Here is a 21487-nt window from a genome sequence, read left to right as displayed (position 1 = left end):
AGAAAACGCGGCTGCGGCCGCGTTTTTCTTTGGCTTTTTTCTTTGGCGTTTTTTCTTTGACCCAGGGCCGCGCCTAGAACTCGTAGCGCGCCCAGAAAAACCCGAGATCGCCGGGATTCGCGCCGCCCGGCAAGCGCGGAATGAACGTGCCCATCAGCGAAGCCTTGCGGTAACGCAGCGAAACCACGGGCAGCACGAGCGGAAAAGGCACGTAATGCGCGACGTCGTTGCGCGCGGAAATACCGGCGAAATAGCCGCCGCCGAGCGACAGGCCGCCGAGCACCGGTTTCGTGTACCACTGGCGCGCCCAGCCGCCGATCGGCTCCGGGCTGTTGTGGGAATTCAGGAATACGAAGAAAAACAGGATGTCTTCGTTGCCGTCGGCGTCGGTGTAATGCTTGCCCACGCCGCCTCCCCACGACTTCGAGTTGATCGCGTGACGCTCTTCGGCCGTGAAGCCGTCGATGTGCCAGCCATAGCCGGTCACGTAAGCGTCCCACGATCCGTCGTTCCAGACGCGCGCGATGCGCGAGCATGCGCCCTGCATCCACGTGCTCGAATAGTCGCAGGCCGCGTGCGCGTCGAGCGGCGCGGCCAGCCCGCCCGCGAGCGCGATCAAGCATGACGTCGCGCCAAGCCGCAAGCGAACGGCGCGCAGCCGTTCCGCCACCATGGGCCCCACCACCATAAGGTCGCCTCGCCGAAGTTTTCACGCGCGCCCGCCGGCGGCGACGCATGATGCAGGAATCGCAAGCGCAAGCACGCCGCATGCCGCGCGGGGCCGGTTTCAGGGCGCGACGAACTTGAAGTCGACAGGCGAGCCGATGTCGATGCGCTTGGGGTTCGGTGCGAGCAGGCCCGTTTGCGCGTCGCGGCGGAACACGTAGGCGGTGTCGCTGTTCTGGTTGCCGACGATCAGCCACTGGCCGGTCGGGTCGATCGCGAACTCGCGCGGCGATTTGCCGAGGCTCGACTGGCGCCCCACGCGCCTGAGCTTTCCGCTGGCCGCGTCCACGGCGAAGATCGAGATGTCGTTGGCGTCGCCGCGATTCGACACGTAGAGGAACTTGCCGTCGGGCGAAAGATGCAGCGCGGACGCGCCCACGGCGCCCGCGAAGCCCGGCTCCGCGAGCTTCTCGACCTGCTCGACGGTGAAATGGCCGTCGGCATAGCGCAGCGTGCTCACGGTGCCCGCGAGTTCGCTCGTGAGATACGCGTAGCGGCCGTCGTTGCCGAACACGAGATGGCGCGGGCCGGTGCCGGCCTTGACGTCGGTGTAACGCCATTCGGCCGGACTCACGAGGCCGCGGCTGCCGTCGGGCGTGTAGCGGTAGGCGTAGAGCTTGTCGGCGCCGAGATCCTGCGTGAAGAGGTAGCGGCCGTCGGGCGAGAACACCGTCGAATGAACGTGGGCGTTGTCCTGGCGTCCCTTCACGGGGCCGCCGCCTTCGTGATGCACGGTGAGCACCGCTTCGCCGAGCTTGCCGTCCTGCTGGACCGGCAGAACCGAGAAGCTGCCGCCGGGGTCGGCGGCCACCGAATAGTTGGCAACGAAGAGATAACGCCCGTCCGGCGAGAGGCTCAGGTAGCACGGATCGTTGCCTTGCGCCGACACCTTGTCGAGAAACGTGAGCTGGCCGCTCGCCGCGTCGAAGCCGAACGCGCTCACGTCGCCGCGCACGCTCGCCGGCCCGTTGTCGCCGGGCAGTTCGTTGACGGCGTAGACGAAGCGCTTGTCGCGGCTCACGACGAGATACGACGGGTTCACCGTTTTCGCGACGCTTACCGGCTGCGCGTCGCCTGTTCGGGTGTCGAAGCGATAGACGTAGAGACCTTCGCTCTTGCCGCCCGTATAGGTGCCGACGATCAGATCGTAGACGCCGTCGGCGCCGGGTGCGGTGTGGGTGGTCGAGTTCGCGGGCGAGTTCACGGTGGAGTCGGCGGAAGAGGAGGACGGTGCAGCGGACTGTGCAGCAGATTGCGCGAACGCGGAGGTCGCGGCGAGGGTAGCCATGAGCAGGAGACCTTTGACGAGCGTGTTGAGGGAGGCTGCGGGCATGGCGTTTGCAATGGTACGGCGAGGGTACATGTCGACCTCCTTTTTGTGGTCTGAGTATAAGAGAGCTTGCGCGAGCAAGGCCTCGAAGCGTCCACTTGGCGGCCGGCAGGTGCCCGGTCGGCGTGCGGTTCGATGGGCACGCGGTGCGACGAAGCAACCTCACGATTCGCCTTCAACGGCGCTTTCAAACCCGCCTTCACGAAGCCTCCAGGAGCCATCATGAACGTACATCTCGCCATCGGGCCGCTCGCCGCGCTCATCGCGGGCATTCTGATTCTCGCGGTGCCGCGTCTGCTCAACTACATCGTGGCGCTCTATCTCATCATCATCGGGATCATCGGCCTGTTCGGCACGGGCGGCCATTTTTGAGGGCGCGCTCGACACGGTGCGGGTCGGAAACCGGCGCATCGCCAAACGTTTGTTGACATTAATGCAGCGCGTTATTGCGCGCGATGTCATGGAAAACGCGTTGCGCTGTCAGCGCCCCTGCCACTACTCTTGTGCGTGCATGCCGCAAGAACGCGGCCGCAATGAATCCGGTTGCGGCCGCTTTGTCTTTGATATTCGCGTAACGCTGTCAATCTGCTTACCATGCCCGCTCCCTTAGAAGATTACGCATTGATCGGCGACGGCCACACGGCCGCGCTCGTTTCCCGCGCCGGCTCCATCGACTGGCTGTGCTGGCCGCGCTTCGACTCCGGCGCGTGCTTCGCCGCGCTGCTCGGCACCGAGGAAAACGGCCGCTGGCTTCTCGCGCCCGCGCAGCCGGAAGACGGCACGCCCGTCGAGGTGAAAATCACGCGCCGGTATCGCGGCGGCACGCTGATCCTCGAAACCGACTTCGAAACCCCCGAGGGCGCCGTCACGCTGATCGACTTCATGCCGCCGGGCAACGGCTGGTCGGAACTCGTGCGCATCGTCGTCGGCAAGCGCGGCACGGTGCGCATGAACTGCGAATTGTTCCTGCGCTTCGACTACGGCTATTCGGTGCCGTGGGTGAGCCGGCTCACTTACGAAAGCGGCATCAAGGCGACGGTCGGGCCGGACACGGTCGTGTTGCGCACGCCCGTGGACCTGCAAGGCGAGAACATGCACACGACCGCGCAATTCGACGTGAAGGAAGGCGAGCGCGTGCCGTTTTCGCTTTCGTACGCGGCCTCGCATCTGCGTCTGCCGCCGCCGCGCGATCCGTTCACGGCGCTCGCGCGCACCGAAAACTTCTGGACCGAATGGGCCGCGCGCGGCACCGTCAAGGGCCGCTGGGCCGAACCGATCCGCCGCTCGCTCATCACACTCAAGGCGCTCGCCTACGAGCCCACCGGCGGCATCGTGGCCGCGCCCACCACCTCGTTGCCCGAGCAACTGGGCGGCACGCGCAACTGGGACTACCGCTACTGCTGGCTACGCGACGCCACCATCACGCTGCTCGCCATGATGCGCGGCGGCTACTACGACGAAGCGCGCGCCTGGCGCGCCTGGCTCGGCCGCGTGATGGCCGGCTCGCCCGAGCAGTTGCAGATCATGTACGGCATCGCGGGCGAGCGCCGCCTGCCCGAATTCGAACTCGACTGGCTGCCCGGCTACGAAGGCGCGAAACCCGTGCGCGTGGGCAACAACGCGGTCGGCCAGTTGCAGCTCGATGTCTACGGCGAAGTGATGAACGCGCTGCACCTCGCGCGCGTGGGCGGTTTGCAGGCCGACGAAACCGCGTGGTCGATCCAGTGTGCGATGCTCAAGCATCTGGAAACGATCTGGTCCGAGCCCGACGAAGGCATCTGGGAAACGCGCGGCGGCCGTCAGCACTTCACGTTTTCAAAAGTGATGGCGTGGGTCGCGTTCGACCGCGCGATCAAATCCGCGGAAAAATTCGAGCTGCCGGGACCGATCGACCACTGGCGCGAACTGCGCGACACCATCCACGAAACCATTTGCGAGCGCAGCTTCAACGCGGAAAAAAACTCGTTCACGCAGATCTACGGCGGCGCCGACCTCGACGCGAGCCTGCTGCTGATGCCGCTCGTGGGCTTTCTGCCGGCCGCGGACCCACGCATCAAGGGCACGGTCGCGGCCATCGAGCGCGAGCTGCTTTGCGAAGGTTTCGTGATGCGCTATCGCACCGCCGATTTCAACGACGGCCTGCCGCCCGGCGAAGGCACCTTCCTCGCGTGCAGCTTCTGGCTCGTCGACAATCTCGCGCTGCAAGGCCGTATCGACGATGCGCGCAGCATGTACGAGCGCCTGCTCTCGCTGTGCAACGACGTCGGGCTGCTCGCCGAGGAATACGACCCGATCGAAGGCCGGCTCGTCGGCAATTTCCCGCAGGCGTTCTCGCACGTGGCGCTCGTGCATACCGGGCTCAACCTGATGCGCCACGAGCAGGAAATGGCCTCCGAGACCGGGCACCCGGAAATGAACGCCAATTTGATCGAAGCGGATATCGCGTCGACGCCTTAATGTGACAAAACGTTAAACGACGGCGTGTTGGACAGCGCCCTATGCGTTTCCCCAAGCTGGGGTACACTGAGGTTGTTGCGTTGCACAACGAACGGACGTGCTGGGAGGATGACAGGCTGGCGTGGTGCCGGCTCGCCCTAAAGCCCGTCCGGCCGCGGCCGATAACCAGCGTGACTGGCTGGTATGCATTCCAGCCTTTACCGACAGACCGACCAACCCGCCGGACCGCACGGCGCCGCGCCACGAGCGCGGCCCGGCGCGAGCCGCCCCATGTAGACGGAGCGCCCATGCTCTACCAAATCCGTGAATTCCAGCGCGCGTTGCTGAGCCCGCTGACCGCCTGGGCCCAAGCCGCCTCGAAATCGTTTACGAATCCGTCGAGCCCGCTTTCGCTCGTGCCCGGCGCGCCGCGTCTCGCGGCGGGCTACGAGCTGCTCTACCGGCTCGGCAAGGATTACGAAAAGCCCGAATTCAACATCCGCCAGATCACCAAGGACGGCTTCAACATTCCGATCGTCGAGCAGACCATCGTCGAAAAGCCGTTCTGCCGCCTGCTGCGCTTCAAGCGCTACGCGGACGATCCCGGCGCCGTCTCCGCGCTCAAGGACGAGCCCGCCGTGCTCGTGTGCGCGCCGCTGTCGGGCCACCATTCCACGCTGCTGCGCGACACCGTGCGCACGCTGCTGCAAGACCACAAGGTCTACATCACCGACTGGATCGACGCGCGCATGGTGCCGCTCGAAGCCGGCCCGTTCCATCTCGACGACTACGTCGCGTACATCCAGGACTTCATCCGCCATATCGGCGCGAAGCATCTGCATGTGATCTCGGTCTGCCAGCCCACCGTGCCCGTGCTCGCCGCCATTTCGTTGATGGCGAGCCGCGGCGAGGACACGCCGCTCACGATGACGATGATGGGCGGCCCGATCGACGCGCGCCGCAGCCCCACGGCCGTCAACTCGCTCGCCACCGAGCACTCGCTCGAATGGTTCGCGAACAACGTGATCCATCCGGTGCCGGCCAACTATCCGGGCGAAGGCCGCGAGGTGTATCCGGGCTTCCTCCAGCACGCGGGCTTCGTGGCCATGAATCCGGGCCGCCACACCACGGCGCACTGGGACTTCTACAAGAGCCTGCTGCGCGGCGACGAAGAAGACGCCGAAGCCCATCGCCAGTTTTACGACGAATACAACGCCGTGCTCGACATGGCCGCCGAGTATTACCTCGAAACCATCCGCACGGTGTTCCAGGACTTCAGCCTCGCCGAAGGCACCTGGGACGTGGCGGGCGAGCGCGTGCGTCCGCAGGACATTCGCGACACGGCGCTGCTCACGGTCGAAGGCGAACTCGACGACATCTCGGGCGCCGGCCAGACACGCGCCGCGCACGATCTGTGCACGGGCATTCCCGAGCAAAACAAGCATCATCTGACCGCCGAAAAATGCGGCCACTACGGCATTTTCTCGGGCCGCCGGTGGCGCACCATCATCTACCCGCAGTTGCGCGAATTCATCCGCCAGCACGAACTGGCCGCGGGCAAGCCGGCTTCGCGCGGACAAACGGCAACGAGCGTGATCGCGTGACGCGGCGGCGCTGAAGCCGCTCGAGCCACATCGCGTCGGCAATCGCGCCCGCCTTCGCGTTCACCCTCGCGTTCAGCTTTGCGCCCAACCTCGCGCAGCGCATGTCGACGCGCGCCGTACCGGGAAACCGGACGGCGCGCGTCGTCGTTTGCGCGGAACGAAAGGAAGCGAATTGGCGCGGCTAGTTGCGCATCGCTATTTGCGCATCAGATACGCCAGCAGCATTTCGGTATTGAGCTGGATGATTTCGGCGCGCTCGGCGGTCGTGCTGAAGTCGCGGCCGAGCGTGGCGCTAAGCGTATAGCGATTCGAAACGATGTAATAACCCATGCCGGACAGCGTAACGTAAAGCCGCAGCGGGTCGATGCCCGGACGAAACAATCCCGCCGATTCGCCGCGCGTGAGAATCGAGCCGAGCGTGGCCACAATCGGCGAGATCATCTCGCGAATTCGTGAGGACTTCTGCATATAGCGTGCTTCATGCAGGTTCTCGTTGTTCACGAGACGCAGCAGTTCGGGATGATCGCGGTAGTAATCCCAGACGAAATGCGCGAGCCGCGTGATGGCCTCGACCGGCGCCAATCCGCCCAGATCGAGCGCGCGTTCGGCCTCGTTGAGCGCGCCGAAGGCATGCTCGAGCACCGCGGTAAACAATTGCTCCTTGCTGCCGAAGTAGTAATAGAGCATGCGCTCGTTGGTTTCCGCACGACGCGCGATCTGGTCGACGCGAGCGCCGAACAGGCCGCCATTGGCGAATTCTTCGGCCGCCGCAAGCAGGATGCGGCGGCGCGTGCCTTCAGGATCTCTTTTGATTTTTGGTTGATTCATGGTGGCAGGATCTCGGTAAGCCGCGTTGTCCGGTTCACGTTGCCGGGCCATTGCTGGCCAAGCCTCACGCGGGCCTCTCCTAGCCCGCGAAAGCGGCAACGTGGTGCGGGGCGCGCCAGGTTAATGGACAGACACCCTCCGACCTACGGTCTTGCGTTCGTTATTGTGCGACGCCGGTCTATGCCGGCGACGTTCGCCCTCGGGTATGACTCCCGCGCATCGCCGTGCTGCCTGCCTGACGTCGCATGCCGTTCGGGACCAAAGCGCTTCGTACGACTTGATAATGCTTCGTGACTTCGCCGTGGCTTCGGGGTTCGCGTCACGGCTCGCTTCACATTAAGCGCTTTGATTATGGCACATGGTCCGCCGATGGCAATGCGGGAAATCGGCGATAATGAAAGCTTTGGCGCCGCGCGTGCGCGCCTTGCCGGAACGCGCCGGATGGATTGAAAGCGCACCGGCCCATGAGGCCGCGCCGGACCTTCGGCCCGCGCGGCCCGCCCAGAAGTCGCCACAGTGAACGATCCCAAGACACTCGCAGACCGCATCGAAGATCTGCTTCCCCAGACGCAATGCACGAAGTGCGGCTATGACGGCTGCCGGCCCTACGCCGAAGCGGTCGCGGCCGGCACCGCGAACTACAACCAGTGCCCGCCGGGCGGCGTGCAAGGCGTCGCGCGCCTCGCGCATCTGCTCGGCAAGCCCGTCATTCCGATCAATCCCGACAACGGCGTGGAGCGCCCGCGCCCGGTCGCATTCATCGACGAACCGTTGTGCATCGGTTGCACGCTGTGCATGCAGGCGTGTCCCGTCGATGCCATCGTCGGCGCGCCCAAGCAGATGCACACCATCGTCGCGGAGTTGTGTACCGGCTGCGACCTGTGCGTCGCGCCCTGCCCCGTCGACTGCATCGCGATGATTCCCGTGACCGGCGACGCCACCGGCTGGGACGCCTGGACGCAGGCGCAAGCCGACGCGGCGCGCGTGCGCCACGACCGCCGTCTCGCGCGTCAAGCCGCCGAACGCCATGCGGCCGAAGCGCGCGCCGCCGCGCGCCGCGCCGCCGCGACCGGCACGCCCGCCGCGCCTCACACGGCAGCCGGCGCGGCAGTCGGCACGACAGCGGGCACGACAGCCGCCACGGCAACGGCGGCATCCCCGGCGAACACCGCGCCGGCCGGCGCGCAACCCGCCGGCACGCTCGCGGACGACGCCGAGGCAAAGAAGAAAGCGATCATTCAGGCCGCGCTCGAACGCGCGCGCCGCAAGAAAGCCGAACTCGCCGAACAGGGCGCCGGGCCGCGCAACACGCAGAACGTGAGCGCCGAGGTCCAGGCGCAGATCGACGCCGCCGAAGCGCGCCGCAAGCGGCTTGGCGTGAGCCCGGATGCTCCAGATTCTCCGGATGTTCCGGATGCATCGAGCGGCGAACCCGGGAAACCCGCCAGGGCGCAACCCGGCGACCCCGACAAATCCGCGTGATCCACGCCCCGCACGCACGACCAGCATGAACGCCACCAAGCGCCGCGCCATCTACGAAACGCTGCAAAGCATCAATCCGCATCCGACCACCGAACTGGAGTTCACGACGCCGTTCGAACTGCTGATCGCCGTGATGCTTTCCGCGCAAGCGACCGATGTTTCGGTGAACAAAGCGATGCGCAGGATGTTTCCTGTCGCGAACACGCCTCAGGCGGTGCTCGCGCTCGGCGAGGAAGGCGTGGCCGATTACATCAAGACCATCGGCCTGTACCGCACGAAAGCGAAGAACGTGATCGCGACCTGCCGCATCCTGATCGACCAGCACGGCGGCGAGGTGCCGCAAACGCGCGAGGCGCTCGAAGCGCTGCCCGGCGTCGGGCGCAAAACGGCGAACGTCGTGCTCAATACGGCGTTCGGCCATCCCACCATCGCCGTGGACACGCATATCTTTCGCGTGGCGAACCGCACGGGCCTCGCGCCCGGCAAGGACGTGCGCGCGGTGGAAATCGCGCTCGAAAAATTCACGCCGAAGGAGTTCCTGCAAGACGCGCATCACTGGCTGATCCTGCACGGGCGCTACGTTTGCAAGGCGCGCCGGCCGGAGTGCTGGCACTGCGTGATCGAGCCGCTCTGCGAATTCCGGCCGAAAACGCCCGCGCCCGAACTTTGAGCGCCCGAACGCGCTTCGCCCGCGCGGCGTAAAATTATCGAATCCCGCAGCACGCGCACGCGGCATGCGCATTTCGCGCCATGCTCGCGCGCCTCAACGCCGACCGAAACACGATGTTCAATCCCAGCCGCGACGAAGTCCGCCGCTTTTTCACCGAGACCTGGCGCAAACAGCGCGCGGGCGAAATTCTCACGCCGCTCGAGGCCATGGCCGCCGACTGGATCGTCGAGCATCCCGAGTATCACGCCGAACTCGCGGACGCCAGCGCCGCCGCCGCGCAGGATTATTCGCCCGAGCGCGGCCAGAGCAATCCGTTCCTGCATTTGTCGATGCATCTGGCGATCAGCGAGCAATTGTCGATCGACCAGCCGCCCGGCATTCGCGCCGCGCACGAGCGGCTCGCCGCGCGCATGGGCTCCACGCACGACGCCCAGCACGCGATCATGGAATGTCTTGGCGAGACGATCTGGGAAGCGCAGCGCACCAATACGCCGCCGGACACCGACGCCTATCTCGCCCGCATCGAACGCCGCGCCACGCGCGACCGGGGCTGAGCCCGCCTTTCGCTTCCATCGGGCGGGCAAGGCGCAAAAAAACACCCCGCGCGCGGGGTGTCGTCATTCGACGATGCGACGCGCATCACATCACGCATCACGCATCACGCATCACGCATCACGCATCACGCATCACGCATCACGCATCACGCATCACGCATCACGCAACACGCAACATGCGCGCACCGCTTATTTTTTCTCCACCAGATCGCCCTTGAGCGACTCGATATAGGCGGCCAGATCCTTCATGTCGCTTTGCGAAAGGCTCTGCACCTGCGCCTGCATGATCGGATTGCTGCGCCCGAGATGCGGGTTCCCGTTGCCCATCTGGTACTGGCGCAGCGCCCAGTAGATGTAATCGGCGTGCTGGCCCGCGAGCTTCGGATATTCGGGGCTCACGGGCTTGTTGAGATTCGCGCCATGGCAGGCCGCGCAATTGTGACTGTCGGCGAGCGCCTTGCCGTTCGAGACGTCGGCGGCGCGCACGCTCAGCGGAGCGCACGCGGCGGCCAGTGCAAGCGTTGCGCCCGCAACCTTCAGCGCCGCGCGCGACAACCCGCCGGCAAACGAAGGCACGGCCTTAAAGGGCTTGTTCATACGGTCTCCTCAGCCGGTTACTTCTCGGGATTGTTCTTCGACGCGGCCGTCTGCGACGAGTAATAGGCCGCGATGTCGGCGATGTCCTGATCGGAAAGCGAGGTGGCGACGGCGTGCATCGTCTCGAAGTGCCGGTCGCCTTTTTTGTAGCCGTGCAGCGCATTCGCGATGTACTGGGCGTTCTGGCCGCCCAGGATGGGCACGTGATAGACCTCGGGGTAAGCGGTGCGGTAGTCGGGAATACCATGACAGCCGATGCACATCGCCACTTTGCCCTGACCCGCTTTCGCATTGCCCACGACGTCCGCGTGAGCCGAGACCGCGAAGCCCGCCAGCACCGATACCGCTCCGATGACGACGTGCCTGCCGACAATTTTTTTCATAGCATCCAACCTGGCTTGAGGGGATTCGAACGCCCGAAACCGCAGGCCACGGCCTGCGCCGCATTACTGCCGTTTTACTTTTGGGTCGCCGTGCAGGCCGAAAAAAATCGGTCCGAGTATACCGCGACGCCGCGCCGCCCGTCCATCGGCCGTCCCACGGCTGGCGGGCTTCGGCGGGTTTTTCCGGAGTGCCGCGGGGGGTCTCGCCGCGCGCCGCGTCCCGCGTGGCGGGCGCTGGCGGCGCGCGTGTGAGGGTCATCCCTGGCGGGCACGCCGCGCTTGCGCGAAGCGCGACTCGCGCAGCCGCGAAAACGCGCGGCGCGTCGTGACCTGCGGCGGCCCGCGCGCCTTCGCCAAAACGCATTCCGGCGTGGTTTCAAGCGCCGGGTCACGATACGCGAGCCCCTCCCGACGCACCACCTCATCTGACTTATACTGGGATTTTTTCCAAGCGAGCGGATTCACCATGCCGTCCACGCGTTTCGAAGGCTCCTCGCAGTACGTCGCCACCGACGACCTCAAGCTCGCGGTCAATGCCGCGGTCACGTTGCAGCGTCCGTTGCTCATCAAGGGGGAACCCGGCACCGGCAAGACCCTGCTCGCCGAGGAAGTGGCGGCCGCGCTCGGCATGCCGCTCATGCAGTGGCACATCAAGTCCACCACGAAGGCGCAGCAAGGTCTCTACGAATACGACGCCGTTTCGCGCCTGCGCGACTCGCAGCTCGGCGACGAACGCGTGAAGGACATCGGCAACTACATCGTCAAAGGCGTGCTGTGGCAGGCGTTCGAGTCGGAGCAGCAATGCGTGCTGCTGATCGACGAAATCGACAAGGCCGACATCGAGTTCCCGAACGACCTGCTGCGCGAACTCGACCGCATGGAGTTCTACGTGTACGAGACGCGCCAGCTCGTCAAGGCGAAGCAGCGCCCGCTCGTCATCATCACCTCGAACAACGAGAAGGAGCTGCCCGACGCGTTCCTGCGCCGCTGCTTCTTCCACTACATCAGCTTTCCCGATCCGGCCACGATGCAGCGCATCGTCGAAGTTCACTATCCGGGCATCCGCCAGCAGTTGCTCACCGCCGCGCTCGAAAGCTTCTTCGAACTGCGCAACGTGGCGGGCCTGAAAAAGAAACCGTCCACCTCCGAACTGCTCGACTGGCTGAAACTGCTGCTCGCCGAGGACATTCCGCCCGAAGCCTTGCGCGCCGCCGACGGCTCGAAAACCGTGCCGCCGCTCGCGGGCGCGCTGCTCAAGAACGAGCAGGACATGACGCTGTTCGAGCGGCTCATCTACATGAACCGCCACAACCGCTGAGCGCGCGCCCGCACGGCCCGGGGAGACTTCCGCATGCTGATCGACTTCTTCTACACGCTGCGCGACGCGAAGCTGCCGGTCTCCGTGAAGGAGTACCTCATGCTCGTCGAAGCGCTCAAGGAGCGCGTGATCGCGCCGTCGCTCGACGACTTCTACTGGCTCGCGCGCATGACGCTCGTGAAGGACGAGCAATATTTCGATCGCTTCGATCAGGCGTTCGGCGCGTACTTTCGCGGCATCGAAAAGAAGTCGGACCTCGCCTTCGAGATTCCCGGCGACTGGCTCAAGAAGCGTCTCGAACGCGACTTCACGCCCGAGCAGCGCGCGCAGATCGAAGCGATGGGCGGCATCGACAAGCTCATGGAGCGCCTGAAAGCGCTGTTCGACGAGCAGAAAGGGCGCCACGAAGGCGGCAGCAAGTGGATCGGCACGGGCGGCACCTCGCCGTTCGGCAACGGCGGCTACAACCCGGAAGGCATTCGCATCGGCGAGGCCGACGAGCGCGGCGGCCAGCGCAGCGCCGTGAAGGTGTGGGACGCGCGCGCGTATCGCGACTACGACGATCAGGTCGAGATCGGCACGCGCAACATCAAGGTGGCGCTGCGCCGCCTGCGCCGCTTCGCGCGCGAAGGCGCGGCCGAGGAACTCGATCTGAACGACACGATCCGCAGCACGGCCGCCAACGCGGGCTGGCTCGATCTGAAGATGGTGCCGGAGCGCCACAACAACGTGAAAGTGCTGATGCTGCTCGACGTGGGCGGCTCGATGGACGATCACATCAAGCGCACCGAAGAACTGTTTTCCGCCGCCAAGGCCGAGTTCAAGCATCTGGAGTTCTACTACTTCCACAACTGCGTGTACGACTACCTGTGGAAGAACAATCGCCGCCGCCACGCCGAGCGCACGCCCACGTGGGACCTGCTGCACAAGTTCACGCCCGACTACAAGCTCGTCTTCGTCGGCGACGCGACCATGAGCCCGTACGAAGTCTTGCAGGCGGGCGGCTCCGTCGAGTACAACAACGCGGAGCCGGGCGCGGTCTGGCTGCGGCGCCTCGCCGACCAGTTCCCGCATTTCGCGTGGCTCAATCCCGAACCCGAGCGGCTGTGGGAATATCGGCAGTCGGTGTCGATCATTCGCGACCTACTCGGGCACCGCATGTATCCGCTCACCGTCGCCGGGCTCGAAACGGCGATGCGCGCGCTAAGCAAATAGCCGCCGGCGCCTTGCCATTTTTCACGGCGGCGCGTTTTTCACGCGCCGCCGTTTTGTCGTCATCCGCACGCTCGAGGAGATTTCCAGCATGACCGCGCCTTCCGCCCCCGACCTGCCCGCGAGCACGGCGCCCGCGCACCCGCGACGAAGGCCGCTGCGGCCTTTCGCCGACACCTCGGTCGCGACGATCGTGGCGGGCTTCGTCGCGATGATGACCGGCTACACGAGTTCGCTCGTGCTGATGTTTCAGGCGGGCCAGGCCGCGCACCTCACCGACGCGCAGATTTCCTCGTGGATCTGGTCGCTTTCCATCGGCATGGCGGTGACCACCATCGGGCTTTCCATGTGGTTTCGCGCGCCGATCGTGGTCGCGTGGTCCACGCCCGGCGCGGCGCTCCTGATCGCCTCGCTGCCGCATGTGCCGTATGCGCAAGCGATCGGCGCGTATATCGTCTGCGCGGTGCTGCTCACGGCCGTGGGCCTCACGGGCTGGTTCGACACGCTGATGAAGCGCATTCCGGCCGGCATCGCGGCGGCGCTGCTCGCCGGCATCCTGTTCGAGATCGGCATCGAGATCTTCCACGCGGCGCAGGTGCAAACGCCGCTCGTGCTCACCATGTTCTTCGGCTATCTGATCGTGAAGCGCTTCGTGCCGCGCTATGCGATCGTGGCGACGCTCGTGATCGGCATCGCGGCCGCCGCCGCGCTCGGGCTGCTCGATTTCAGCCAGTTCCGCGTGGCCGTCGCCAAACCCGTGTTCACGATGCCCGCGTTCTCGTTCACGGCCGTGGTGAGCATCGGCATTCCGCTTTTCGTCGTGGCGATGGCCTCGCAGAACGTGCCCGGCATTGCGGTGCTGCGCGCCGACGGCTACGACCCTACGGTCGCGCCCTCGTCGCCGCTCATCGCCACGACGGGCCTCGCCTCGCTCGTGCTCGCGCCGTTCGGCTCGCACGGCGTGAATCTCGCCGCCATCACCGCCGCGATCTGCACCGGCCCGCACGCGCACGAGGACCGCAACAAGCGCTACATGGCGGCCGTCTGGTGCGGCGTGTTCTACCTGATCGCGGGCACCTTCGGCGCGACCATCGCGGCGCTGTTCGCGGCGTTCCCCAAGGCGCTCGTGGTCTCCATCGCGGCGCTGGCGCTGTTCGGCTCGATCATGAGCGGCCTCACCAACGCCATGCAGAACCCGAAGGAGCGCGAGGCGGCGCTCGTCACCTTCATGGTGACGGCCTCGGGCCTCACGCTGCTGTCGATCGGCGCGGCGTTCTGGGGGCTCGTGGCGGGCGTCGTCACGCAGATCGTGCTCAACGCGCGGCGCGATTGAGGCGATTGAGGTAATCGGCGCGCTGACGTGCTCAATGCGCCTGTAGCGTGAGGCGCTTATCTCGCGGGATGCGTCCGATTTGCCGATGTGCCGATGCACCGCTGCGCTGATCTGCCGATGTGCCGCTGCCCCGCTGCCCCGCTGCGCTGATCTGCCGATCTGCCGATGCACCGCTGCCCCGCTATGCCGATGCACCGCTTTCGGGACGCCCGCGCCGCATTCCCGGCACGCGGCCTGCGGCAGCCTCAGGAAAGGCGTCCGCGGGCGCCGTGCCCACGTCGTCGCAAGACGGGGCGATCCGCCATAAAATGACGGAATGAGCCGCGTTCATCCGCGCGGCGCCGCCGCCGGCACGCCAGAGTCGTAAGGCCGCCGGCTGCATGCAGCGCGCGTTCCGTTTCGCCCGGCGCACCGAGCCGCAATCGGGCGCGCCGGCCGTTCCACACTCACCGACACCGGCGCGCACGCGCCCACAAGGCCTGACATGACTACCGCACTCGACCAGCTCAAGCAGTACACCACCGTCGTCGCCGACACGGGCGACTTTCAGCAATTCGTGCAGTACAAGCCGCAAGACGCCACGACCAATCCGTCGCTGATCCTCAAGGCCGTGCAGAAGGACGAATATCGCCCGCTGCTCGAAAAAACCGTGCGCGATCACGCGAGCGAATCGCTCGAATCGATCATCGACCATCTGCTGATCGCGTTCGGCACCGAAATTCTCAAGATCATTCCCGGCCGCGTCTCGACCGAAGTCGACGCGCGCTTCTCGTTCGACACCCGGCGCTCGATCGAAAAAGCGCATCACATCATCGAGCTGTACAAGAACGCCGGCATCGGCCGCGAGCGCGTGCTCATCAAGCTCGCCTCCACGTGGGAAGGCGTGCGCGCCGCGGAAGCGCTGCAAAAGGAAGGCATCCACTGCAACATGACGCTGCTGTTCTCGCTCGCGCAGGCCGCCGCGTGCGCGGAAGCGGGCGCGCAACTGATCTCGCCGTTCGTCGGCCGTATTTACGACTGGTACAAGAAGGCCAAGGGCGCCGACTGGGACGAGGCGAAGGACGGCGGCGCGAACGACCCCGGCGTGCAGTCGGTGCGCAAGATCTACGCGTACTACAAGAAGTTCGGCTACAAGACCGAGGTGATGGGCGCGAGCTTCCGCACCACGAGCCAGATCGTCGAACTGGCCGGCTGCGACCTGCTCACCATCAGCCCGGACCTGCTGCAAAAGCTTCACGACAGCAACGAAAAGGTCGAGCGCAAGCTTTCGCCGGAAACGGTCAAGAACGAGCAGATCGAGCGCGTGAACGTGGACGAGCCGACCTTCCGCTTCCTCCTGAACGAAGACGCGATGGCCACCGAAAAGCTCGCCGAAGGCATCCGCGCATTTGCCGCCGACGCCATCAAGCTCGAAAAAATGATCGAGGCGCTGCGCGCGAAGTAAGCGTTTGCTGATCTGACGATCCAGGAATCGCGCGCGCTGGGCCATTTCTGCCGGCGCGCGCGTTAGTTTATCGTCACGTATTCGTCTGACCGATCGCCGGGCCGCCGTTCTCGCGGCCCGCGAAACTCCTCCGCCCAGACGCGTTTCGCGTCAGCAACCCCCGTTCCAGTCTGCGCTCTCGCAAACCCTGGCCACATGCGCCTCGGTGGTGCGCGCTCGCGCACCTAGAATCAGGGCAGCGGCGCTCCCGCCGCTTTTTTCCACCCGCTTTTGACCCGCTTTCGCCCCGGTCCGCACGCCGCGACGGCGGCCTCAATCCGCAAGGAACCACCATGCAAATCCAGCCTTATCTGTTCTACAACGGCAACTGCGAAGAGGCGATCGACTTCTACGCGGCCGCCATCGGCGCGAAAGCACTCTTCAAGATGCGTTTCAAGGAAGCGCCGCCCGATGCCGGGCGCCCCATGCCTCCCGAACTCGGCGACAAGATCATGCATGCGACGATCGAGGTCGGCGACGCGCAGTTCATGGTGTCCGACGGCGGCTGCATGAGCCCGATCAAGAAGTTCGAAGGCTTCGGCGTCTCGCTCACGGCGTCCGATCACGCCACCGCCGAACGCTTTTTCAACGCGCTTTCGGAAGGCGCGCAAGTGACCATGCCGTTCCAGAAAACCTTCTGGTCGCCGGGCTTCGGCATGCTGACCGACAAGTTCGGCGTGCCGTGGATGGTTTCCGCGCCGCACGGCGACATGCCCGCGACCTAACCCTGCTCGTCCGCGTGCGCGGCCTCACGCCACGCGGTGCGAGGCCGCGCGCTCGATGTTCCAGCGCGGCTCGATGTCGAGCAGCAGCGCGCGCAGTTGCTCGACCTGTTCTTCCACGCGCAGGCTCAGCCAGTACGGCCCCTGCATCTGCGGCGCGAGTGCGCCTTTCTCCGGCGGCGCGAGCGCCGCGGCCGGGCGCAGCGCATGCGCCGCCGCGCCGGGATGGCGCGCGCCGCCAAAGCGCAGCGCGCGCGCCGTGGCAAGCAGCGCGCGGCGCACCGTTTCGCCGCGCTGCGCGAACGCCACGCGCACGAGCGCCTCCTCGTAGCTGCCGGTGCCCGTCGAAAGCATTTCGAGCGCGCTCAGAATCGAGCGATGGAGCCGTTGCACCTGTTCGAGCCGCGCTTGCGGCACGTCGATCTCTTTCGCCACCGAAGGCATCAGCGCGCGCAACTGCACGAGACGCGTGTTCAGCCGCATGAAGATCGCCACGTGCGCTTCGTTGTCGAGGTGCGCGCCGCTCGCCACTTGCGCGTAGACGCGGGCGCAGTCGCGCAGGTTGTCGGCGAGCCGGTAGCGCCACGAATACGTCGCGTGCAGCGGCAGCGCGAACGAAAAGGCGAGCGCGATGACGATGCCCACCATCACGTTGAGCGTGCGCCACAAACCGGTGTCGATGAGGTTGTCGCCGTGCCCCGCGACGATGCACATCGTGATGGCCGTGAGCAACGCCACGTAGCCGGGCTTGCCGATCGCGTAATAGCCGCACACCGCCGCCACGAGCGACATCAGCCCGTAAGTGAGCGGCGCCGAATCCGTGAGCGCCTGCACGACGATCAGCAGCAGCCCGATCACGGCGCCGAGCAGCGTGCCGAGCGCGCGTTCGGCGGCCTTCTTGCGGATATTGCCGTGATGCTGAAGCCCGCCGATCACGACGAGCAGCGTGACCGACGACCAGATGCCGTGCGGAATGTCGATGCCCGTGGTGGCGAGAATCGAGGCGAGCATCGCGAGACCCACGCGCACGCTATGAATGAGCCGGGCGTTGCGGTAGCGGTAATACGGCGAGGCGAGCGCGCGCCACATGCGCGCAAGCCGCGAGCGGCGGCGTTTCGGGGCAGCGGAAAGAACGGCGGATTCGTGGTCGGATGAAGTCATGGCGCGCGCGGGACGGGACGTCTGCGCCCTATCCTGCACCCAAAAAACGAATGCCCGCAACGTTTCGTTGCGGGCATCGTCGTCAAGAAATGCAGCTATGCGGCGCGATCAGCCTTCCACCACGTCGAGATAGTCCTCGGGACGCGTGCGGTCCTCGCCCTTTTGCATGCCGAACACATGCACGAGCGCCGACACCACGACCGACACCACGAGGTTCACGACCAGCGCCCACACGGCGGCGTAGCCGGGCACGTCGGTGCCGAGCAGATGCAGCACGAAGATCGAGCCCTTGAGCTTGAGCGACACCGCCATCCACGTGCCCGTGGCAATGCCGGCCGCCCAGCCGATCAGCAGGCCGCGATAGTCGAGCATGCGCGTGTAGAGACCGAGCACGATCGCGGGCAGCGTCTGGATGATCCAGATCCCGCCGAGCAATTGAAGCTGGATCGCATAGGTGAGCGGCAGGCCCAGGATGAACGCCACCGCGCCCACCTTCACGATCAGCGAAACCAGCTTGGCGATGTTGGTTTCCTGCTCGTGATTCATGTTGCGGTTGATGAACTCCTTGTGGATGTTGCGCGTGTAGAGGTTGGCCGCCGCGATCGACATGATCGCCGCCGGCACCAGCGCGCCGATGCCGATGGCCGCGAACGCCACGCCCACGAACCACGAGGGGAAGAAGTGCAGGAACAGCGCCGGCACCGCGAAGTTCGGGCCGAACGCCTTGAAGTACGGCGCGAATTCCGGCATGTCCTTCACGCCCGAAGCGAGCGCCATGAAGCCGAGCAGCGCGAGCAGGCCGAGCACGAGCGAGTAAGCGGGCAGCATGGCCATGTTGCGGCGGATCGTGTTGCCCGACGACGAAGAAAGCACCGCCGTGATCGAATGCGGATACAGGAACAGCGCGAGCGCCGAACCCACCGCGAGCGTCGCGTAGGCGCTATAGCCGTTCAGGCTCGTGGCGTCCGGCGCCTTGAGCAGCAGCTTGGCCGGCGGCACGGCGCTGAAGATGTGGCCGAAGCCGCCCATCTGCGCGGGAATCACGATGATCGCCACCGCAATGGTGATGTAGATCAGCAGGTCCTTGACCACGGCGATCATTGCCGGCGCGCGCAGGCCCGAGGTGTACGTGTATGCGGCCAGAATCGCGAACGCGATGATGAGCGGCAGGTCGCCCACGAAGCCCGTGGTGTCGAAGCCAAGTGCGCCGATCACCACTTCGATGCCCACCAGTTGCAGCGCGATGTACGGCATGGTCGCCACGATGCCCGTCACGGCGATGGCGAGCGCCAGCATGCGGCTGCCGTAGCGCGCGCTCACGAAGTCGGCGGAAGTCACGTAATGGTGGCGCTTGGCGATGGCCCAGAGCTTCGGGAACACCACGAACGCGAACGGGTAGATCAGGATCGTGTACGGCAGCGCGAAGAAACCCGTTGCGCCCGCACCGAACACCAGCGCCGGCACGGCCACGAACGTATAGGCCGTGTAGAGGTCGCCGCCGAGCAGGAACCAGGTGACGATCGTGCCGAAGCGGCGCCCGCCCAGACCCCATTCGTCGAGATGCGCGAGATCGCCCTTGCGCCAGTGCGCGGCCAGAAAGCCGATGATCGTCACACCGATGAAGAACAGCACGAAGACGAAAGTTGCGGTGATGTTCATCGTGCGCCTCCTGCGCCGGCCCTATTGCGGCTTTTCGTCTTGTGATAGACGAGCGCGGTGATCACGGCGCTGATCAGCACCCAAAGCAGTTGATACCAGTAGAAGAAAGGGAAGTCCCACAGTGTGGGCTCGACCTTGTTGTAGGACGGCACCCAGATCATCGCGATCCAGGGCAGCAGCAAAAGCCACAGCCAATGCTTGCTCGATTTTCCGGCGTCGGCGTCGTGAGCCATGACGTCTCCTCGTTTACTTGTGTAGTTATGCGGCTTTGTTTTGCCTGCGTTCGCACCGCGTCATGCGGCCGATGGCCTCGCAGACGGATAGCCCGCAAGGTCCCCGAAAGCGCTGAAAAGAGTATCGACGCGGCGCGGCACGGTCAAGCAGGGCGGACCCCAATCCGGGCGGCGTTGTCAAGGGCCAACGGCTTGCGCCAGGTCGGAAAATCGTCCGAAACCGGCGCGATCGGTGCCGGATAGGGGGTGCCGGTTTCACGCGCTTGCCTGCGGCTGCGCGAAAAGCCGCGACTGGGTGCGATGCAGCCGGCATCGGCGGCCAATGGAACAAGCAGGAACGCGGAGGAACACGCAGGAACGAGCAGGAACGCGCGGGAGCGCGGAGGAGCGCACGGGAGCGCATTGGCGGCACAGGCCGGGCGCGGGCGCAAAAAAACCGGCCTCGCGGGCCGGCTCGGGCGAAAGCTGACGCAGCGGCGAGCGCCGCGCGCGCAGGCTCAGATCGTGAAGTTCGCGCCGTTCTGGCCGCTCGCCTCGCGCAGCGCCTTGACCCAGCGGTGCGCGGGCAAACCGAGCTTGCTTTCGAGCACGCGCGCGCGCTTTTCGAGCGCCTCGTAGGCGACGTCGAGCGCCGGACCCGAGAACGCCAGCGCCACGCGGTTGCCTTCGTGAACTTCGGGCAGCGCGATCACGCGGCCGTCGAAGGCTTCGTTCAGGCGCTTCATGTTGCGCACGAAGCTCGGATGGTCGCCGAACAGGTTGATCGTGGCGATGCCCGCATCGGCGAGACAGGCGCGCACGGCGCGGTAGAACGCCACGCTGTCGAGCACCGGGCCGCGCGCGGTCGCATCGTACACGTCGATCTGCATCGCGCCGATCGTGCCGTGATTCGCGCGGTCGTGTACGAAGTCCCATGCGTCGAGTTCGTGTACGGCGAGGCGCGCGTCGTCATGCGGCAGTTCGAACATCGTGCGCGCCGCCACCACGACGGCCGGATTCAGCTCGACCGCCTCGACCTTCGCAGGACGCAAATAGCGATGCGCGAACTTGGTGAGCGCCGCCGCGCCGAGGCCGAGCTGCACGATGCGCGCGGGCGTGGCGAGAAACAGCAGCCAGGCCATCATCTGCTGCGCGTATTCGAGTTCGATCTGATTGGGCTTCGCGAGACGCATCGCGCCTTGCACCCATTCGGTGCCGAAATGCAGATAACGCACGCCGCTCTCTTCCGAGAACGTGACCGGCGCGAAGCGCGGCTTGCGCGGCGATTCGATCACGGGCGCGTGGTCGAGATCGTCCGCGGCGGCGGCGCGGCGCGCGGCCGCTTTCGAATTGGCCCGGGTCTTGTTGAATGCGCGCGCTTCAGCCGAGGCGCGCTTGATGAGAGTCGTCATGGAAAAATCGCTTGCTGTGGGTGCGGCGGCGAAAGGCCGCCGCGGGTGTCCGGCTTGAAATCGGCGGGCGTCGGGCTGGAATCCGGCTCCCGCCGTTTGGGCGACCGAGAGCATAGCATCGGCGCGGGCGCGCCTGCGTTTGGGCAACTTCGCCTGGAGGCTGCGCGCGCGACTTCGTTTGGGCGACCTTGTTTGCGCGCTCGTGTGCGTGCGTTTGTTCGGGCTTTGTTCGGGCGGCTTTGTTCGGGCGGCTTCGTTCGGGCGGCTTCGTTCGGGCGGCTTCGTTCGGGCGGCTTCGTTTGGGCGCTTCGTTTGGGGGCTTCGTTTGGCAGATTCGTTTGGGCGCTTCTTTCGGGCCTCGTGTG

At 65.7% G+C, this 21487-nt stretch carries 21 protein-coding genes; 11 read left to right on the top strand and 10 right to left on the bottom strand.

Features of this window, described 5'->3' with window-relative positions:
- Window positions 1-73: 73 nt before the first annotated feature.
- Window positions 74-688, bottom strand: a complete 615-nt coding sequence (locus U5805_RS18505) for an antimicrobial peptide resistance and lipid A acylation PagP (RefSeq protein WP_322104948.1) — start codon at window positions 686-688, stop codon at window positions 74-76.
- Between the two features lie 99 nt (window positions 689-787).
- Window positions 788-2014, bottom strand: a complete 1227-nt coding sequence (locus tag U5805_RS18500; protein WP_415914630.1) for a lactonase family protein — start codon at window positions 2012-2014, stop codon at window positions 788-790.
- Window positions 2015-2278: 264 nt separating this feature from the next.
- On the opposite strand from U5805_RS18500, the gene U5805_RS18495 reads away from it, so the two are divergent.
- The 3 genes from U5805_RS18495 (at window position 2279) to U5805_RS18485 (ending at window position 6096) form a co-directional block, all read left to right on the top strand.
- Entirely contained in the window at window positions 2279-2428 is a 150-nt protein-coding gene (locus U5805_RS18495) for a DUF3096 domain-containing protein (protein WP_322104946.1), read from the top strand.
- Between the two features lie 222 nt (window positions 2429-2650).
- Window positions 2651-4513, top strand: coding sequence for a glycoside hydrolase family 15 protein (locus U5805_RS18490; RefSeq protein WP_322104945.1), 1863 nt, complete (start codon window positions 2651-2653; stop codon window positions 4511-4513).
- A 287-nt stretch (window positions 4514-4800) separates the two neighbouring features.
- Window positions 4801-6096 carry a polyhydroxyalkanoate depolymerase gene (locus U5805_RS18485; RefSeq protein WP_322104944.1) on the top strand — a complete coding sequence of 432 codons (1296 nt, stop codon included), beginning with the start codon at window positions 4801-4803 and terminating at the stop codon, window positions 6094-6096.
- A gap of 195 nt (window positions 6097-6291) precedes the next feature.
- Here U5805_RS18485 and U5805_RS18480 read toward each other — a convergent pair whose 3' ends face one another.
- Window positions 6292-6924, bottom strand: coding sequence for a TetR family transcriptional regulator (locus U5805_RS18480; RefSeq protein WP_322104943.1), 633 nt, complete (start codon window positions 6922-6924; stop codon window positions 6292-6294).
- Between the two features lie 516 nt (window positions 6925-7440).
- On the opposite strand from U5805_RS18480, the gene rsxB reads away from it, so the two are divergent.
- From rsxB to U5805_RS18465, 3 genes are all read left to right on the top strand, one after another.
- Window positions 7441-8406 carry an electron transport complex subunit RsxB gene (gene rsxB / locus U5805_RS18475; RefSeq protein ID WP_322104942.1) on the top strand — a complete coding sequence of 322 codons (966 nt, stop codon included), beginning with the start codon at window positions 7441-7443 and terminating at the stop codon, window positions 8404-8406.
- Between the two features lie 25 nt (window positions 8407-8431).
- Window positions 8432-9076, top strand: coding sequence for an endonuclease III (gene nth, locus U5805_RS18470; protein ID WP_322104941.1), 645 nt, complete (start codon window positions 8432-8434; stop codon window positions 9074-9076).
- Between the two features lie 113 nt (window positions 9077-9189).
- Window positions 9190-9630 (top strand): DUF1841 family protein, encoded by a 441-nt coding sequence (locus tag U5805_RS18465; protein ID WP_322104940.1) that lies wholly within the window; start codon window positions 9190-9192, stop codon window positions 9628-9630.
- 189 nt (window positions 9631-9819) lie between these two features.
- Here U5805_RS18465 and U5805_RS18460 read toward each other — a convergent pair whose 3' ends face one another.
- The 3 genes from U5805_RS18460 to U5805_RS18450 all read right to left on the bottom strand — a co-directional run bounded on the left by U5805_RS18460 (window position 9820) and on the right by U5805_RS18450 (window position 11078).
- The gene (locus U5805_RS18460) at window positions 9820-10227 is read right to left on the bottom strand and encodes a cytochrome c (protein WP_322104939.1); all 408 of its coding nucleotides are present in this window, start codon (window positions 10225-10227) and stop codon (window positions 9820-9822) included.
- A 17-nt stretch (window positions 10228-10244) separates the two neighbouring features.
- Entirely contained in the window at window positions 10245-10610 is a 366-nt protein-coding gene (locus U5805_RS18455; protein WP_322104938.1) for a cytochrome c, read from the bottom strand.
- 255 nt (window positions 10611-10865) lie between these two features.
- A complete protein-coding gene (locus tag U5805_RS18450; RefSeq protein ID WP_322104937.1) occupies window positions 10866-11078 on the bottom strand; it encodes a hypothetical protein in 213 nt (70 codons plus the stop codon).
- On the opposite strand from U5805_RS18450, the gene U5805_RS18445 reads away from it, so the two are divergent.
- The 5 genes from U5805_RS18445 (at window position 11077) to U5805_RS18425 (ending at window position 16681) form a co-directional block, all read left to right on the top strand.
- The gene (locus tag U5805_RS18445) at window positions 11077-11928 is read left to right on the top strand and encodes a MoxR family ATPase (protein ID WP_322104936.1); all 852 of its coding nucleotides are present in this window, start codon (window positions 11077-11079) and stop codon (window positions 11926-11928) included. The two genes, U5805_RS18450 and U5805_RS18445, sit on opposite strands and share 2 nt — an antisense overlap.
- 33 nt (window positions 11929-11961) lie before the next feature.
- Window positions 11962-13143: a VWA domain-containing protein gene (locus U5805_RS18440; protein ID WP_322104935.1), complete on the top strand. Its 1182-nt coding sequence runs from the start codon at window positions 11962-11964 to the stop codon at window positions 13141-13143.
- An 88-nt stretch (window positions 13144-13231) separates the two neighbouring features.
- Window positions 13232-14473 carry a benzoate/H(+) symporter BenE family transporter gene (locus tag U5805_RS18435; protein ID WP_322104934.1) on the top strand — a complete coding sequence of 414 codons (1242 nt, stop codon included), beginning with the start codon at window positions 13232-13234 and terminating at the stop codon, window positions 14471-14473.
- Between the two features lie 484 nt (window positions 14474-14957).
- Window positions 14958-15917, top strand: a complete 960-nt coding sequence (gene tal, locus U5805_RS18430; protein WP_322104933.1) for a transaldolase — start codon at window positions 14958-14960, stop codon at window positions 15915-15917.
- Window positions 15918-16249: 332 nt separating this feature from the next.
- On the top strand, window positions 16250-16681 hold the full coding sequence (locus U5805_RS18425) for a VOC family protein (RefSeq protein WP_322104932.1): 432 nt from the start codon (window positions 16250-16252) through the stop codon (window positions 16679-16681).
- Window positions 16682-16705: 24 nt separating this feature from the next.
- Here U5805_RS18425 and U5805_RS18420 read toward each other — a convergent pair whose 3' ends face one another.
- The 4 genes from U5805_RS18420 to U5805_RS18405 form a co-directional block, all read right to left on the bottom strand.
- A complete protein-coding gene (locus U5805_RS18420; protein ID WP_322104931.1) occupies window positions 16706-17839 on the bottom strand; it encodes an FUSC family protein in 1134 nt (377 codons plus the stop codon).
- A 108-nt stretch (window positions 17840-17947) separates the two neighbouring features.
- Complete coding sequence (mctP, locus tag U5805_RS18415) at window positions 17948-19498, bottom strand: monocarboxylate uptake permease MctP (RefSeq protein ID WP_322104930.1); 1551 nt, start codon at window positions 19496-19498, stop codon at window positions 17948-17950.
- Window positions 19495-19731 (bottom strand): DUF3311 domain-containing protein, encoded by a 237-nt coding sequence (locus U5805_RS18410; protein WP_322104929.1) that lies wholly within the window; start codon window positions 19729-19731, stop codon window positions 19495-19497. Before U5805_RS18410 ends, mctP begins: the two co-directional genes overlap by 4 nt.
- A gap of 497 nt (window positions 19732-20228) precedes the next feature.
- Complete coding sequence (locus tag U5805_RS18405) at window positions 20229-21122, bottom strand: spermidine synthase (RefSeq protein ID WP_322104928.1); 894 nt, start codon at window positions 21120-21122, stop codon at window positions 20229-20231.
- Between the last annotated feature and the right edge of the window lie 365 nt (window positions 21123-21487).

The organism is Paraburkholderia sp. J41, assembly GCF_905220235.1.
GTDB lineage: Bacteria > Pseudomonadota > Gammaproteobacteria > Burkholderiales > Burkholderiaceae > Paraburkholderia.
This window is presented reverse-complemented; position numbering and strand designations above follow the sequence as displayed.